Annotated in this window: 10 protein-coding genes; 3 read left to right on the top strand and 7 right to left on the bottom strand. The window is 41.8% G+C overall.

Going from position 1 to position 16,433, the window contains the following annotated elements:
• Nucleotides 1-20: 20 nt before the first annotated feature.
• Genes EDM59_RS19550 through EDM59_RS19565 form a run of 4 tightly spaced genes read right to left on the bottom strand, consistent with a single transcriptional unit; the run spans nt 21 to nt 7,199 of the window.
• Nucleotides 21-1,025 carry an HD-GYP domain-containing protein gene (locus tag EDM59_RS19550; protein WP_122925154.1) on the bottom strand — a complete coding sequence of 335 codons (1,005 nt, stop codon included), beginning with the start codon at nt 1,023-1,025 and terminating at the stop codon, nt 21-23.
• A gap of 32 nt (nt 1,026-1,057) precedes the next feature.
• Nucleotides 1,058-2,833 carry a FapA family protein gene (locus tag EDM59_RS19555; protein WP_183192958.1) on the bottom strand — a complete coding sequence of 592 codons (1,776 nt, stop codon included), beginning with the start codon at nt 2,831-2,833 and terminating at the stop codon, nt 1,058-1,060.
• 11 nt (nt 2,834-2,844) lie between these two features.
• Nucleotides 2,845-4,026 (bottom strand): PP2C family protein-serine/threonine phosphatase, encoded by a 1,182-nt coding sequence (locus EDM59_RS19560; protein ID WP_122925156.1) that lies wholly within the window; start codon nt 4,024-4,026, stop codon nt 2,845-2,847.
• A 26-nt stretch (nt 4,027-4,052) separates the two neighbouring features.
• Complete coding sequence (locus EDM59_RS19565) at nt 4,053-7,199, bottom strand: PAS domain S-box protein (RefSeq protein ID WP_122925157.1); 3,147 nt, start codon at nt 7,197-7,199, stop codon at nt 4,053-4,055.
• 320 nt (nt 7,200-7,519) lie between these two features.
• Between EDM59_RS19565 and EDM59_RS19570 the strand changes: the two genes are divergently transcribed.
• Together EDM59_RS19570 and EDM59_RS19575 are read left to right on the top strand one after the other, a co-directional pair.
• On the top strand, nt 7,520-9,628 hold the full coding sequence (locus EDM59_RS19570) for an HD domain-containing phosphohydrolase (protein WP_122925158.1): 2,109 nt from the start codon (nt 7,520-7,522) through the stop codon (nt 9,626-9,628).
• A gap of 54 nt (nt 9,629-9,682) precedes the next feature.
• Entirely contained in the window at nt 9,683-10,264 is a 582-nt protein-coding gene (locus EDM59_RS19575) for a DUF5317 domain-containing protein (protein WP_122925159.1), read from the top strand.
• Nucleotides 10,265-10,544: 280 nt separating this feature from the next.
• Here the strand turns inward: EDM59_RS19575 and EDM59_RS19580 are convergent, their stop codons facing one another.
• From EDM59_RS19580 to EDM59_RS19590, 3 genes are all read right to left on the bottom strand, one after another.
• Complete coding sequence (locus tag EDM59_RS19580; protein WP_183192959.1) at nt 10,545-12,581, bottom strand: sensor domain-containing diguanylate cyclase; 2,037 nt, start codon at nt 12,579-12,581, stop codon at nt 10,545-10,547.
• 27 nt (nt 12,582-12,608) lie between these two features.
• Nucleotides 12,609-14,201, bottom strand: a complete 1,593-nt coding sequence (locus EDM59_RS19585; RefSeq protein WP_246011128.1) for a putative bifunctional diguanylate cyclase/phosphodiesterase — start codon at nt 14,199-14,201, stop codon at nt 12,609-12,611.
• A 247-nt stretch (nt 14,202-14,448) separates the two neighbouring features.
• Nucleotides 14,449-15,774, bottom strand: coding sequence for a sigma-54 interaction domain-containing protein (locus EDM59_RS19590; protein ID WP_183192960.1), 1,326 nt, complete (start codon nt 15,772-15,774; stop codon nt 14,449-14,451).
• A gap of 320 nt (nt 15,775-16,094) precedes the next feature.
• On the opposite strand from EDM59_RS19590, the gene EDM59_RS19595 reads away from it, so the two are divergent.
• Entirely contained in the window at nt 16,095-16,412 is a 318-nt protein-coding gene (locus tag EDM59_RS19595) for an STAS domain-containing protein (protein WP_122925163.1), read from the top strand.
• Nucleotides 16,413-16,433 lie beyond the last annotated feature (21 nt).

The following is a 16,433-nucleotide window of genomic DNA, read 5'->3' on the forward strand; positions in this document are numbered from 1 at the left end:
ATAATCCAATAGTAGGTGTCTCATACGGTGTCGAGTATATCCAGAATGAAAAGATCTCTATTTTTCCGCAAATCACAGCATTCCCCTTCCAACATCACCAACGGACGTAAAGGTTCATCCGGATAACATAATACGACTTTACCATTTCTGCCGTCTTCAAAAATAACACGATGTCCAATAAAGCTTTCGGATAAGTATTTCAAAAAAGGTATGACATACCGGGGGTTCAATTTTTGTTTATACATTTCACTTTCCAAAACGATACCTGCCTGGAAAATTGTCTTCTTTCCTTTGTAAGACCTATTGGAAGAAATGGCATCAAAAACGTCCGCAACTGCCACAATTTGTGCAACTTCCGGAGTCTGCATTCCGAATTTCCCATAAGGATATCCCGACCCATCCATCCGCTCGTGGTGATAGAGCGCACCGTCTAAAATCGGGGCATCATCCGTCAGAGCTTTTAGCATTTCATATCCGTATCTGGGGTGGTTTCTGATCTCTGCAAACTCGTCTTGTGACAATCCACCGTCCTTTAGCAGTATGGCACGTGGGATTTTCAACTTCCCAAGATCATGGAAGAAACCGGCCAACGCAAATATTTCAATGCATTCCGTTTTTAAACCGATCAGCTTGGCTATGATCCCTGTAAGTATGCCTACATTAATGGAATGACGGTAGGTATACTCATCCGTTCCTTCCAGCTCGTGCACTTCATAGAGGAATCGACTATTTTTAACATACTGATGAAATAAAGGATAAAATGTATGATGAAATTCCAACAGAGGCGGCAATTTTGCATCCGCCACTAAGTGGAAAAGGGATTTTACTTTTTCTTCTGTAACCAGGTACTGCTGCTTTCTTACCGTTTCTTCCTGCACATTTTCAAGGTACTCGGGAGTAAGAACTACATTCCTTTGCTCTAAGTACCTTAGATGATTACTATCAAGTCTAACCCCTTTTACCAAAAGCAGCTGTCCGTCTTCTGCGAATACATTCTCTTTTAGAATGCGGCCGATTAATGCCACTCGTTCTCACCTGCCTTTTTATCCCTAACCCTTCACCCATTTCTCTTCGGCATGGGAATCTGTGATATTCTTCCATTTACTTTAATGAATATTACTTCCCTACACTCATCATAGACGTCCATTGCTGCCCCATTCATCACCAATCGAAGCTCAGATCCCGAGTGAACAGCAATCTTTTCACCTGCCTCCAAATAGATACGATGCCCTGATATTACTTCTCTTACTTCAATTTCCTTACCCGCAACCAACCTGCCTCCCCTGCAGGAGCTGTCCGATCGCTTGTAAACAACCTGATTTCCGGCATAAAGTTCGGATTGCACAGTCCCCGATCCTATTACATAAATATTACCAGTCGTCTCGATCCTTGTTCCGTTGGCGGAAGTAATAACCGCATCACTTTCTTCATAAATACTATCTTTAATTCTCTCATGTAATTTCACCATATAATCTGTTATAGATATGAGCTCCTGCTTCGTACTTTTTTGCTGCAGCAGATCACTTTTTCTGTACGTTCCCAGCATGCGATCCACCATCAATACTTCAGGCGGCACCATTTTACCCGCAAACTGCATGACCTCGGAATACTGCATGGCCAATTTCGCAATCATGGGGAATTTCATTTTTATTAGCAAATCAGCCAAATAACCATACGTAGCCCTTTTATCACCATTGCGCACAAAGCGCTCGAGCACTATATCAACACTGTCAACCAGTAAGGCGAACTGTTTCAAAAATTGATCCAGAATATTGTATACTTTGGAATAAAGTAGTCCCACTCGCCCTCCTGCTAGTTGGCTACCAAATATCGTCCCTGTCACATAAATATTTTGCGCTGATATCAGAGTCGATTTGTATACGTTTCCGTAAACCGTTATATTTCCAAAGGATTCTACGTGCATCTCTTCTTCCACGTCGCCATGGATAACGACATCACCGTTAAAGAAAATATTGCCGGTTTCCAAATTCACATTACCTTTGTGTTCATAAACGTGTTGGATATCAATGCATTTCGTTAAATCACCCGTGACAACGGGTCTACCCGAGCGTAAGGCAATACATTTCCCCCGAGAAATTTCTATGTGTTTTCCTGCCTTCACTGCCAGTTCTCTGCCAGACGGCGCTTCTATCGGTGTACCAAATACGGATATTCCATGCTTGCCTAGCTCTGGTGGATGGATCTCACCAAGCACCGTACCTGACTCTACAGAAGGAATGCTCCTGCCTTGGCGAAAATTCACCTTCCCATCTGTCTCTTCAAGCATCTGTGATGTAGCGTTCTCAAAATAGGTCTCCAACCAGCCATCCTTACCGGCTTGTGGAGAAATGCCTCTTGCAATCACTACAGGCTTATAAGTTGAATTGGACAATTCATGCATGACCGATACGATATCCGGAGCAACAATGCCCTGCTTGTGAAACTCTTCGTTGATTCGCCTCAAACACAATTTTATATCCCCGTCCAATTCTAATTGCGCGGACGGTGCTGCATGTACAGGTTTCAGATCTGATACTTTAGGACTCTCCAATAGCTGAAAATAAGCTTCAAGTTGGTCAGCTCTCACCCATATTTTGAAAAAGCTCCCCTTTTCTCGTAATTTCCACTCAACTTGATCACTGTTAAAAACCACTTTGCTTCCTTTCAATAGAATTCCGTTAACAAATACATCTACCGTATCCGATTCCAGCAAAAATGGCTGCTTTCCCATCTTCATTGCGTCTTTTATATATATCTGGTTATTAATTACCGATATATGCCCATCATTGTTGCTTTGTTCAAATGGATTCAAGCGATACGATTCGGAAGTCATGTAAGCTCTCCTCATCTAAAAGAATCTATTATATTCATTGGGTTATCTTCCAATCGGATCGAAATTAAGCATATGTCGTCTTTAGCGCTTGTCTCCTTATTCAGTTTTAATAAAACTTCATTCATGAAGGAGCCGCTTTCTAAACAATTCCCTTTTTTCAGGCACTCTTTTACAACTTCAATATTCTCTATAATTGACTTGCCTGGTTCTTCAACTACTCCGTCTGTATAAAGCAAAATATCGGTTACATTTTGCAGGGTGACCGTTTTTTTCAAAACCTTTAATTGGGGAACAAAACCTAATGGAGGGACTGTTTTTTCAAACGTCATAATCGAGTTATCATGAACCAAAGCAAGCCCAGGTGGGTGCCCAGCGTTGACGTACTCGGCAACTTTCTTTTCTAAGTCGATTACAATATAAAATGCCGTACAATAACGATTGCGTGATTTATGATTGGAGAAAAAACGAATCATATGATCATTAAGCAGCGTCATAACTTCGATAGGATCTATCACTTGTGTGACGAGATCCCGCAACAGCGTGCGAATGGACATGCTAACCAAAGAAGCTGATACGCCATGCCCCATTACGTCGCATAAGAAAATTCCATAACATCCGTCTCGAATCTTGTACCACCCGTACATATCACCAGACAATCCCTCAGATGGACGATATAATGCGTCAATCGATATACCCTCATCATGCATCGGTTTGCTAAGAACGCTCAATTGAACGCTTTTCGCTAGATCAATATCTCTTTGCAGCCTTCTCTCCCGTTCTTTCCGTTCATCCATTTCCCGTTTCAGAGCCAGAGTCGATCGAATCCTCACCAGTAATTCAGTTCGATTAAAAGGCTTCATAATATAGTCGGAAGCCCCAGCTTGAAAAGCCTGATCAAGATCCTGATCATCAGAACTTCCTGTCACCATCACAACTGGAATATCCCTTCCCCTATCACTTTCTTTAATCCGTCTCGTCGCCTCGATTCCATCAATCTCCGGCATTAAAATATCCATCAATACCAAGTCAATCCCCTGCAGTTTTTCATCCGATTTGCTATAGATCCCAAGAAGAGAAAACGCCTCTGAAGCTGAATTGGCCAACAGGATTTCCCTATATCCCGACTTTTCAAGAATTGTCTTTAAAAGCACCCGAGTTTCCAATGAATCATCCACAATGAGGATCAAGTCCAATCATTCGCTTTCCTTAGATTTTTCGCTTATTCTGGAAACTCCACTCTAATACTGTTCAAATACTTTGCATACTCGTCTAGCAGCGCTTCAATCGTTTGCGTGTCCCGCCTTTCAGCAGCTCTTTCTAACTCTCCGCCAACTATAGTAATAAAGTTAAATCCGTATCCGCTGCCAAAACCTTTCATACTGTGCCCCAATATCCGTATTTCCTCAAGCTCCTTGTTTTCCAACAGGTTTCGGAGAATGGAAACTTCTTTTTCACGGTTGATCAAAAACTCTGGGATCAATTCTTTCAATTCCAGATCCACCTGGACAATTATTTTCTGCATCCCGGTATGCTTGTGGATTTCGGTTAGAAGATCATGTTTTGTTACAGGTTTCGATAAATAGCTGTCGCAACCGGCTTCAAGACATCTTAATCTATCTTCTGGAAACGCGAATGCCGTCAAAGCGATGATAACTGCCTGACTGTTCCCTCTGGTCCGCTCCCAATCACGGATGGCCTTCGTAGCAGTATAACCATCCATCATGGGCATCTGAATATCCATCAAAATAAAATCAAAGTTCTTTGTCTTAATTTTTTCAAGTGCTGACTCCCCATTTTCAGCTTCCTCGATTAGACAAGGAGTGTCTCGTAAATAGGCTTTGAGAAGAAGGCGGTTATCCTTTGCATCATCGACAATTAGGATGGACAATTCCCGTTGATCCCAGATCATCTCTTTCTGCTCCGGCACCTCATTATAATTGTGATTGCTTTTAAGCAAGGGCAGTGTAAATCGGAAGGTAGTTCCTTTGTCCTCGTTGGGCTCCAGCCAAATCCTGCCTCCCATGCTTTCCACAATTTTTTTAGAAATCGTCAATCCCAAACCAATTCCCCCGTATCCTTGTGGGGCGAGCTGAAAGAAGGGTTCAAAAATATTAACATGCTGATCGAGTGGAATTCCAATCCCGGTATCTACCACCTCAAAGAGAAGTCTCTCCTCATCCTCCTTAAGGACGCGGACGTATACTCCGCCTATTTCCGTGAATTTTAGCGAGTTACCAATCAGATTTAACAGAACCTGCTGCAATCGATTAGAATCACCCAAGTAGAGTCCGCTTGCTCCTTCATCAATGTCAAGGGATAGAGAAATCCCCTTTTTGGCAAATGACCTTTCCAAAAGGTTCAAAATATCCTGGGTGAGGTCATCCAGCGAAAACTCAGCTTCCTCCAAGCTGATCTGCCCTGCTTCTATCTTGGATATATCTAAAATGTCATTTACGAGGTAACGCAAAGTACTGCATGCTTTTTTGCAAATATCCGTGTATCTTTTTTGCTGATCAGTAAGTGCTGTCTCCTGCAATAGTTCTGCCATTCCGATAATGGCATTCAGCGGGGTACGTATTTCATGGCTCATGTTGGCGAGAAATGCAGATTTTATATTTAGGGCATTAATGGCAGTGTCACGCGCTTCCTTTAGCTCGTCTTCAACTTGAATCCTTTGTGTGACATCGTTAATCATGACCATTCTTGCACTTCTACCAAAGAAGTTCATTCCTTGTGTATTAATCTCGACATAGATGAGGGTGCCGTCCTTCTTTTTGTGTCTCCACGTCTTTCCGAACGAATCGTCGCCCCACGCGTTTTCCCGCTTGATTTCCATGATGACCGGAATGTCCTCGATCGGGCGAATGTCTCGCATGGTCATGGAAAGAAACTCTTCCTCCGTATAGCCGTAATGCTGGAGCGTGGCATTGTTTACTGCCAGAAACTCCAAAGTTTCTATATCAAAAACGCACATCGGATTGGGATTGTGCTCAAACATCAAACGGTAATGTTCTTCCTTTTCAGTTAGTATCATCTCTGCCTTCTTTCGCTCAGAAATGTCGCGAGACACAATCACAAGCGACTGGACTTCGTCGTTCTCATCCAAGACAGGCATTGCATTGGACTCAAGGTATATCCAGTTTCCGTTTACTGCTCGAATCCGATATTCTACTTTGACTGGCAATTTTTCATTCAAACATTTAAGATGCCTGTCGATCAAGAGCGAAGTATCTTCCGGATGAACAAATTCAATTGGGTGGGAGCCTGAATCTATAGTAAGGCCCATCGTCTTTTCATGAGATGGAGAAGCATAGATCGCCTCCATGTAACGATCTACAACAAGGATCAGGTCACTTGAATTTTCCGCAATCAAACGATACCGGGTCTCGCTTGTCCGAATGGTTTCTTCCGCTATGCTATGAGAAATGGCAATACTCGCAAGATGAATGAAGGGCTCGAGGCTTTCCATCGTCTCCTGATCAAGGATTTGGGGGAAAGGAGAGTAACAAGAAAAAGTTCCAAATACTTCGTTGTTTCCGCTGAAAAGAGGAGTGGCGTATCCAGCACGCAAACCATGCTTGAGAGCTGTCTCCCGGTAATCCCCCATTAATGGATCGGCTGCAATGTCGGATACAATGACAGTCTCTTTTCGGTATGCTGCTGTCCCACACAAGCCAGAAGTAGGACCGACAGTTATCCCGCCTATTCCCTCAATACATTCGTGAGAGAGCCGCGCCCCTGCAACTTGACGCAAAATCCCCTCCTCGTTTAACAACAAAATAGAGAAGATCGTTTCAGGATGATGTTTTTCCATGATTTCGATCAGATTGTCCAATATGGACTCAAGTTTCTCCCCTTTTACGATTCGTTGGAGAATCTTTACCCGCTCCATGGCCACCGTCTCCACCCTTTTCCTTGTACTGACATTGTAAAAATTGAAAATAATTCCGTTTGTGTTAGGATCATCTAGATGATTAGATATAGAAACGTAGTAGAATTGTAAAGTTCCGTCTGCATGGTGTATCTTGAATTCCTCTCGTAATACATCCCCCTGCTTGGATAAGCTGGTTGTCCATGCAGCTTGCATTTTTGGCAGATCCTCTTGGTGAATGCACTCAAAAAATCTGCTAATGTTCTGTCCATACAGATCACCTAATCCTTTGCAAAAAGAAGGGCTCATGTATTGAATCTTTCCTGTTTGGTCGAGAATGAGAATGCTATCAAATGAATATTGTAGATACTTTTCTAGTCTCTTTTCTGATTGGATCATTGCCTTCTGTTTTAATTCTCTCAGGATTCCAGCTAGGAAAAGAATCAGAATCACAATGATAACAGTTACAAGTAAAAAGGTTCCTTCCAAGATCAATTGCCCATCGGTCTCCTTTCACCAAGTCCAATAGTCAATCGCCTGAATATCAAGGGCCGCGATTGTTTATTCTTTATGCAAATCCCATACCACAGCTTTTTTTCTTCCTGTTTATTGTTTAAGCATATATTGGCATAAAAAATGCTTTGTATTTCTATTCCATCCTCTATTCTCGTTCATGCGATTGTAGTCATTCTTGCCACAAAAGGCTTTTGCTGAGATTCTTGTGCTCTCTTTTATTGGTTTTTCTATATCGTTTTTCTATATCGTTTTTATACTCTCGTCTAAACTTTGGACACTATGGAAAGGAGGAAGTTGTGATGCCAACCACGTTGACTAAAAGTATATATTTCAAAATGGTGATGTTTTGGTCCGTTACCTTCCTCTTTGCTACAACCGGTTGCTTTTATACTTTTAGCATCACTCAATCTTGGGAAATTCCATTCCTCGCTTGTTTGTTTTACCTAAGTTTAGCCTGCTTTTTCACGAAATATTGGATAGAGCTCCCATACAAGGGGTATTATTCAGGATCCGCCATTCCTATACTATTGGCCACTGTCGACGTTGGCCTATGGTTTGGTGGTGTGATCTGCATTTTCACCTCTCTTTGTACTTTCATCATTTATAGACACTCGCTAAGAACAGAAGCCTTGAATTTCTTGCAGTATTGGATTTCCCTTTTGCTCGTAAGCCTATTTCTTGACTGGGGGAAATCACTCGACACGAATTCAATATGGCTTTATGCCAGTTTGCTCATGATTGCAATGTTCCTTTACGAGTTGACCTCGTTTATCCTCGTAAGTTTTTACGATTGGGCGAGCTCCAATAAGTCCTTTTTATGGACAGATGTAAAAGATTATGCAAAGGAAGCATTCATGCCAGTATTAATCTCCATCGTCCTGATTCCTTGGCCATACATCAACATGCACTATGATCGAACTTATTATTTGGTATCATTACCTATCCTCGTTGGGCTATTTCTTCTTTTCGGAAAATTGGTCAATTCATTTAATCGTATGAGAATGAAGACGAACTCACTGGTAGAATCCTTCGGCGAGATGATTGATCAAAAAACTAACAGGACACATCATGCTATTCAGGTTGGGAAAATCGCTGTACTGATTGGAGAAAAAGTGGGACTTTCACCGAAGGAACTAGACGTTCTGTTTCACGCGGCCACCCTTCATGATATTGGGAAAACGGCTCTGCTCGATCATCTTTGGACAAGAAGAGGGAAATTCACCGTCGCAGAAGAGAAAGAGTATAGAACCCATGTGAATAAAGGAGCAGAAATAATCAAGTCTATTAAAGGCTTGGAATCAATGAGCACAATCATTCTCCATCAACACGAACATTATGATGGTTCCGGATTCCCGGATGGACTAAAAGGGGAAGAAATCCCTCTATATTCTCGGATTATCCGAATTGCCAGCCGTATTGATCGACTGCAGGTCACTCCACCTTCACGAAGCCTAACTGAAGCTTTGTCATCTTTGGGAAAGAAAGAATTAGACCCCCATTTGGTTGAAATTTGCAAAACGATTAATATCAGCGGGCTGTACCCCGAGAACAATACTCCTGTTCCTCCTTCAAAGGCGTACGATTTCATCACCGAAATCAAGAACGAGTTGTACTCATCCGAGTTGACAAAACACATCGATGATTTGCAAATCATGATGTACTCTCAGCAGTCATTGCAAATGATCGATGGCGGAGTTTTCTCTTACCCAATAGACACCTTCAAATCTTGCATTGATGAAACTCTGAAATATAAAAAGACCAAGCGCGACATTGTTCGCTTTGACAACAATCAGCTTTTTGGGGTAACCTGCATCCCTTGGGAAGAAGAAAATGTCCTTATCATCGCACATCAACTCTCTGAGATTCTTCACTATGAACAAACCCAGAAACAGATATTAAGAAATATTTACAGGGATGTGCTTCATGCGGCTACGCAGGGGAAACTGGAGATTATTGATCATGAGGAATTTCAGACGCGATTTTTTGATTTTACTTTACCTGTTCTCATCCGTGTCAAAGAAGACATTGCCCTAGCTAGACAACCGTTTATGGATTTCTTGAACGGCTTATCTGTTTCAAAGGAACTCAAAATGAAAATCCTTCTTTGTGTAAATGAAGCGCTAACGAATGTCATCAAACACGCAGATATGGGACGATGCGGTTTTCGTCTCCTGGGAGAGCTCCTTGAGTACTCTATTTCAGATAATGGAAACGGGATCAATCTAGAAACCCTGCCCAAATCAACTTTGTTAAAAGGATTCTCCACGCAGCATTCAATGGGTCATGGCTTTAAACTGATGATCCAATACTGTGATCACATTGTTTTAAGCACTGGGAACCAGGGGACCTCTATCCTAATGCAATTTCGATTAGATGAGTCAGGATCGCCCAAATCCTCCGTCCATTGAAATCTCTTGTTGGTAACAAGTAACTTTCACTGTAATGGTAAAGGAGTAAAATACATGCTGTTTGAATTGTGGATGGTATCTATCGGTCTTGCCCTTTCCCTCGGAGGAAGGTTTCAACACCTGAATCAGGCTCACATTAGATATCCAGTCATACTAATTCTCTGTTTTATTGTTTATTTGTTTGGGTTTCTTTTTTATGATGTCCCACACGTTAAAGCAATCTCAGCTATTTTGTATCAGGGAGTGCTGTTTTCATTACTCATATTTCTCTTCTTGAATGTAAATACGATCGGTTTTCCCCTAATCCTTGCTGGGTTTCTTCTCAATCTGATCGTAATCGTGACCAACGATGGGGTGATGCCAGTTAACGAAAGAGGGATCATCCTCGCTGGTCTGTCGGAACAACTACAGCTCCTTCGGCAAGGCGACGGAAAACACGTTCTTATGGATCAGCACTCCAAGTTATGGTTTTTGGGTGATTTCATCCCGCTCCCTCGTCCATATGGGATGAGACAAGTCATAAGCCTTGGTGACTTTATTCTCTCCATCGGTGTAACTCGATTTTTGTACTGTTTGTTGTTGAATACAGAAAAAGACAAGGGAAAGGAAAAGAAAGAAGAAAAGGCCGTTCAGTGATAACTGAACGGCCTTTCTTTGATAAGAATAAAGATAGCCCTACGGAGATCTCGGGAATGGTGCTGTTGCTACGATGACTGTCGTAGCAAGGAGAAGAAGGGTAATGAACCAAGGTTTGGCCATCAATTTTCTCATAGCTATCCTCCATTCTAAAAATTCACCAAAATGTGGTCGGTGCTACCCTATTTAAAAAGCAATATTTGTGCCAACAATTTCTATTCTATCTAGTACTGTTCTTTCATTATTTTGAAGTTCATTTTCTACTTTTTAGATTTTTCGTTTATATTTTATCCAGAAAAATCTGGTGCACCCTCGTTTTCTTTGACCACAGCTGGAAATTATTTCTCCCCAGCCGCTTCGCTTCATAAAGGGCTTCATCTGCCCTCTTTAGTAATGTTTTGTAATTGTTGCCGTCCTCTGGATACCTTGCAATGCCCATCGAAATTGCCATGTTAATCTCTTGATCTTGGTGGAGCATGGGTTTGCTGCATTCATTGTAGATTTTCTCCGCAACCTCCCTTACGTATTCTTGTGATGTGATATGCCTTAGCAAAACGACAAATTCATCCCCTCCCAATCTGGCAATGGTATCTGTCTTTGATATGCACCGTTTGATTCGTTTTACAATCTCCTTTAGCACTTCATCTCCGCATTCATGTCCAAGGGTATCGTTAATCATTTTAAAACGGTCACAATCCAGATACATGACTGCTATTCCCTCTTCAAGGCGATTTGCATGATCAACAGCCTGTGTGAACCGCTCCTGTAACATCCGTCTATTTGGAATTTGTGTCAGCGAGTCAAAGTAAGCCATGCATCTCAGCTGGTCTTCATAAGCCTTTCTTTCGCGTATGTCCCGTTCCGTCAATACAATGCGAGCAATTTCCCCTTCCTCATCCACCACAGGAGTACCCTTTGCCTCAATCCAAATCCAGTCACCTCTAAGATGGGAGCGACGGAGTTCAACCGTACAGGAAGCCTTTCTCTCCAGCATGAGTCCAATGATCCGGCGAAATTCAGATTCATCTTCAGGATGAATTCCGTAGTAAATAGCCTCTTTCAACAGCATTTCTGGACTATGCCCGAGGTAGCTACCATGGGAGGGAGAGGCATAGATCACTTCGCCATCTACCGTGAACACCTTGATTAAATCAGATGAGTTATCTGCGATGATTCGATACTGCTCTTCGCTTTTCTGCAGTTTCTCTTCCTTCAATTTTTCAGCAGTGATATCTTTTACGATTGCATACATCCCAATCATTTTGCCAGCAAACATCATCGGGATGCTTTTGACCAAAGAATGTATTAGGTTCCCTTCCTTGTGGATACATCGGATAACGTATTCTTGCCCTTCCCCTTGAGCAGTTTCACGAAAATGAAACTGTGCTTTTTCAATATCACTCGGTTCAATGAATGAAAAGAAGGATTTAAGCAATAAATCTTTTTCGGAGAAACCAACAAGTATGTAGCCGGAAGGATTCACAGTCATGATTTTCCCTTCCATGTTAAGTGTAAAAACTGCGTCCGGATTATTATAGAAGAGTGAGTGATAACGCAGTTCGGTTAACCTCTGCGCCTGCATCGCCACCTGCTTGTCCATATGGGAAAAACCAATGGTTGCTCCTATCATCAGGCTGATCATAACGGAGATGATTCCAATTAGCGAATGGGAGATCCAGTCAGAATATACTAGACCCATATTTCCAAATACGTTCGGCGTAAATTCTATCTCTGTCATGGCCAGATAATGAGCCCCAGTAAGCGTCACGCCTGCACATAATGAGCCTGTCATTTTTCTGAGGAATAAAGATAGTCTCTCCATATGAAAAATCAAATGTAATGCCACGTAATGTCCCAAACACCCGATTAATATCGCGAAAGACACAATGAAATATGAACTGTAATGAATTCGAGCTGGTATGATTAATGACGACACAGAAGCTATATGCATGAAGATCAGACCGAGTCCTATAATTATACTGCTGACCAGAAATCGAAAAATGCTTGCTTCCCCTTTATTGACGGCGAATAGTGCCAAATAGCACATGATTACTACCACTGGCAGAGACGCAAATGCCCAGCGCCAGTCATAATTGACGGGGAGGGATACATGGAACGCCACCATACTAGTAAAAAACATCGACCATAGTCCTGTTCCCAGCGCGATTGCCCCTCCAAAGAGCCACCCTTTTCGTGTTCGTCCCAGTGTTTTCCCTTCACGAAACATCAAGTCCAGCGCTGTATAGAAAGCAAGGTTAGAGATCAAAACGGAGAGTATGACTATCCATGGGTTATATGTAGCATGTAATATTTGCATGGATATCCCTCCTTTCATGAAATTTCGTTAATCCTTCCGCAAGCCAGTTAACTTTTCTACCAGCAATTTCTCCAACTGATCAACTGGTAATGGTTTGCTATAGAGAAATCCCTGTACTTCATCACACTGCTGCTCCATGAGGAAACGTAGCTGTTCTTCCGATTCTACCCCCTCAGCGAGGACTCTCACTTGCATATTTTTTGACATTGCAATAATGGCGGATACGATTGGAGCTTGTGCGTGGCCAGATCTGATTTTTTGTATAAATGACCGGTCGATCTTTACTTTATCGATCGGAAACTGGTTCAAGTAACTTAGTGAGGAGTAGCCGACTCCAAAATCATCAAGGGACAGATGAACACCATGTGCTTTTATTTCCCGTAGCTTTTCCAATACTAAGTCAGTTTCAAACATATCGATATTTTCCGTGATTTCGAGGTCCAGATAACATGGATCCAGCTTAGTCTCAAGCAAAATTGTGGATATGATATGAACAAATGAATCTTGCTGAAGCTGCCTTGGAGAAAGATTCACCGCAATTTTTATCGGTGGCAGACCCGCCATTTGCCATTTCCTGTTTTGTGTACAAGCTGTCCGTAACACCCACTCTCCAATCGCTGTAATCAACCCCATCTCCTCAGCCAGCGGGATAAACACAACTGGAGATACCAATCCTCTCTCGGGATGCTGCCACCGAATCAAGGCTTCAGCACCAATGATCCTACCTTCCTCCACACAGTATTGAGGTTGGTAGTACAAGCATAATTCATTTCGTTCTAAGGCCCTGCTCAAATCATTAGCCATCTCCATTCGCTCACGATCATTCGTAAGACCGACGAACGATTGGAATGAATATTGGTTTCCCCCTTGCTTTTTGGCGCGATTTAGGGCGCTTTCTGCTTGTTTGAATAGATGATCAACGTTCAACATATCTCGCGTACACTGACATCCACCAATGCTAACAGTCAAAAATAACTCTTGTTTATCTAGAATTCGCAACGAAGACACTGCTCGAATCATGTTTTGTGCTGTTGTATGAAACTTCTCTGCACTAGAATCCATAAGGATGGCAACATATTTATTATCAAAACGTGCCAGAACATCGGTTTCTTTCAAACACCCCTCTAGTCGTTGCCCCACCTCATGTATGATTCGATCACAAAATAAATGTCCCATGGAATTGTTTAATAATCGGAATCGATCAATATCAATCAAAAAGAGGGCGAATTGATGGTGAGTCCCATCCAGTTGAATTAACTCGTCTACATAGTCTTCAATAAATCTCCGATTGGGCAGACCCGATACGGGGTCAAGATAAGACAATGAAACCATTGATTGTTCCTTAAATAACCGATTATCCTTAACCAGATGGTGCTCGCCCACTTTTTCCTCTCGAGTTAGACCACGTTTTATAGAAAGATACAATATACATCCAGTTAACACGATAAAAAGAAAGCCTTTGCCTGTCTGAAAAAAAGCCATACTGTTCAAATCATCTGCTAAATGGTCTACGACCTTATCTGAAAATATAATCCACAGTGCGCCTAGCAAGAGATAGAATCCCACAATCCTTATTGCCATCTGTTGTCTTCTATGCTCTTTCCTAGTCATTTTATCCACTATCTTCAAGGGGTCGCCTCCAGACCTGCAAACTTGATGATGAATCAAGAGTATATCGCCTTTGTTACCTGGTCCCGATCGTACTCATAGTTACTATCAAAGCAAATTTTATGCCATAAAAAAGCGCCCCAAATCATGGGGCACCTCACTTACCATTTTTATAAAACAAGAACGCGTATTTGTTCTCTCCATCCACAATGCGTCTAAGATATATACGTTCAAATGTCTATAATTTGAACACACGAAACTATCGCCGGTAGTTTATTCCATATTTCCTTATTTTGTTATAGATGGTGGCTCGGCTGATTCCAAGTTTCTTAGCCGCTTCAATTTTACTTCCTTGTGCCTGTTCCAAACTGTTCAAAATGGCCTGGCGCTCCAATTCTTCCATTGTAGATTTTGACTCCGTCTCGAGATGACCTAGAAAGCCAGTTATGTTCTCCACTCTGATATCCAACGCTGTCAGAAACTCACCATCACACAAAATCGCAGCCTGCTCCAAAACATTTTCTAACTGCCTGATATTCCCTGGCCAGTCATACTGAACGATTTTCTCCATTGCATCCCCGCTAACGCCACAAATGTTTAGTTCGTTGCGTTCATTAACTCGTTTTAACAAGTTTTCAATCAATGAAGGAAGATCATCCATTCTACTCCTAAGTGGCGGTATACAAATACGCACCACATGCAACCTGTAATACAAATCGGAACGAAATTTTCCTTCTATTACGCTTTGATACAGGTCAATATTCGTTGCAGCAATCAATCTGAAATCAATCCTGCTTGCTTTCGAGGATCCTACTCTAGTAATCTCACGTTCTTGAATGACCCGGAGCAATTTAGCCTGCATCTCTATTGGTATTTCTCCAATTTCGTCGAGGAACAATGTCCCCCCGTTTGCCATCTCAAAATATCCAAGTTTACCGTTTTTCCTTGCTCCCGTAAAAGCTCCCTCTTCGTAACCAAATAGTTCTGCTTCAAATAACTCTTTGGGAATCGCAGAACAATTGAGACCGATAAAGGGGCCATCATTTCTCTTGCTTTCATAATGAATTGCTTGGGCAAACACTTCCTTGCCCGTCCCGCTTTCCCCAAGAATCAATACTCCAGCATTCGTTTTTGCCACTTTTGTTGCGATACGAATGGCTTCAAGATAATCTGAATTGTTACTTGATATCTCGGCAAAGCTATAGCGAGGTATGAACGAAGAACTTTTGATAAGCATTTCTTTTTTCTTCGATATGTCTCCCACCAGCGAATTCAAGCTGTGCCGCAAAATGACCACTACTCCAGATCTTACATGAGATGAGATTTTCCGCTCATAAAGAATGAATTGGCGCTTCCCAATTGATACATTTTTCGCTATGGGAACAAAATCTTGAACCATCAAATCCTTTGATCGTGATTGGGGAAGTACTTCTTCAAAAACCCTTCCATACAAATCCCCTAATATATTTTGAGCAGCTTCATTCATAAATATGACTTGTGTTTTATGATCGAGGAAAAGAATGCAATCGGCAAGATTTTTTAACGCCTCCTCGAAAAATTCATACAGACCCGTTTGATACATCATCAATCTCCCTTCACCCGGAACCATACAGATATAAATATTATTACACTCGAATGGGTTGGCACGATAGTTGCTTATTGGAAAAACAATACGCACATGATTCTTCGCATACCTTTACCCCAATCTTGCCTTGAGCAAACTAAATTATGGAACCTAAGTGTCTGGAAGGAACCAGGCTATCATTGTTGAAGTATAGCTAAGGAAATAAACTTGACGGTCACCAAATGGTTCAGTTAGAACGAGCTCATTATGGTCACATACTACTATTGCACAGCCATCTAGCTAGGCAGTTAAGGATGGTCTAGAAAAGGGGAGAGTATAGGATGCTTAACATCCAAACGAAGCAAGATGAGATAACAGTCACGTTAAAACTAGATGGGATTATAGATTTGACGACTTACTCGGTTCTTCTTGCACGCTTAAAAGCAGAGATGGATAATGGCGTTCGTTCTTTTGTATTTGACATGGACGAAGTATTTCTCTTTGATTCTACGGGAATTGGGGAATTGTACTATTTTGTTTCGGAACATAAAGTATCCATCAATTTCGTCAATGTACCTTCTTTTATTCAAGAGACATTGGAAATGATGGGTTTCTTTGACGCATTGAAGCAAATTGAAACGGAAGTGGAAACTAACTAAGATAGGTTACCAAGAGCACAA

Source organism: Brevibacillus nitrificans, assembly GCF_003710965.1.
GTDB classification, from domain to species: Bacteria; Bacillota; Bacilli; order Brevibacillales; family Brevibacillaceae; genus Brevibacillus; species Brevibacillus centrosporus.

Excerpts from the sequence above, each read along its gene's own strand:
- EDM59_RS19555 (WP_183192958.1), bottom strand. The coding sequence starts at position 2,833 with ATGACTTCCGAATCGTATCGCTTGAATCCATTTGAACAAAGCAACAAT.
- EDM59_RS19570 (WP_122925158.1), top strand. The coding sequence starts at position 7,520 with ATGCCAACCACGTTGACTAAAAGTATATATTTCAAAATGGTGATGTTT.
- EDM59_RS19575 (WP_122925159.1), top strand. The coding sequence starts at position 9,683 with ATGCTGTTTGAATTGTGGATGGTATCTATCGGTCTTGCCCTTTCCCTC.
- EDM59_RS19580 (WP_183192959.1), bottom strand. The coding sequence starts at position 12,581 with ATGCAAATATTACATGCTACATATAACCCATGGATAGTCATACTCTCC.
- EDM59_RS19590 (WP_183192960.1), bottom strand. The coding sequence starts at position 15,774 with ATGATGTATCAAACGGGTCTGTATGAATTTTTCGAGGAGGCGTTAAAA.
- EDM59_RS19595 (WP_122925163.1), top strand. The coding sequence starts at position 16,095 with ATGCTTAACATCCAAACGAAGCAAGATGAGATAACAGTCACGTTAAAA.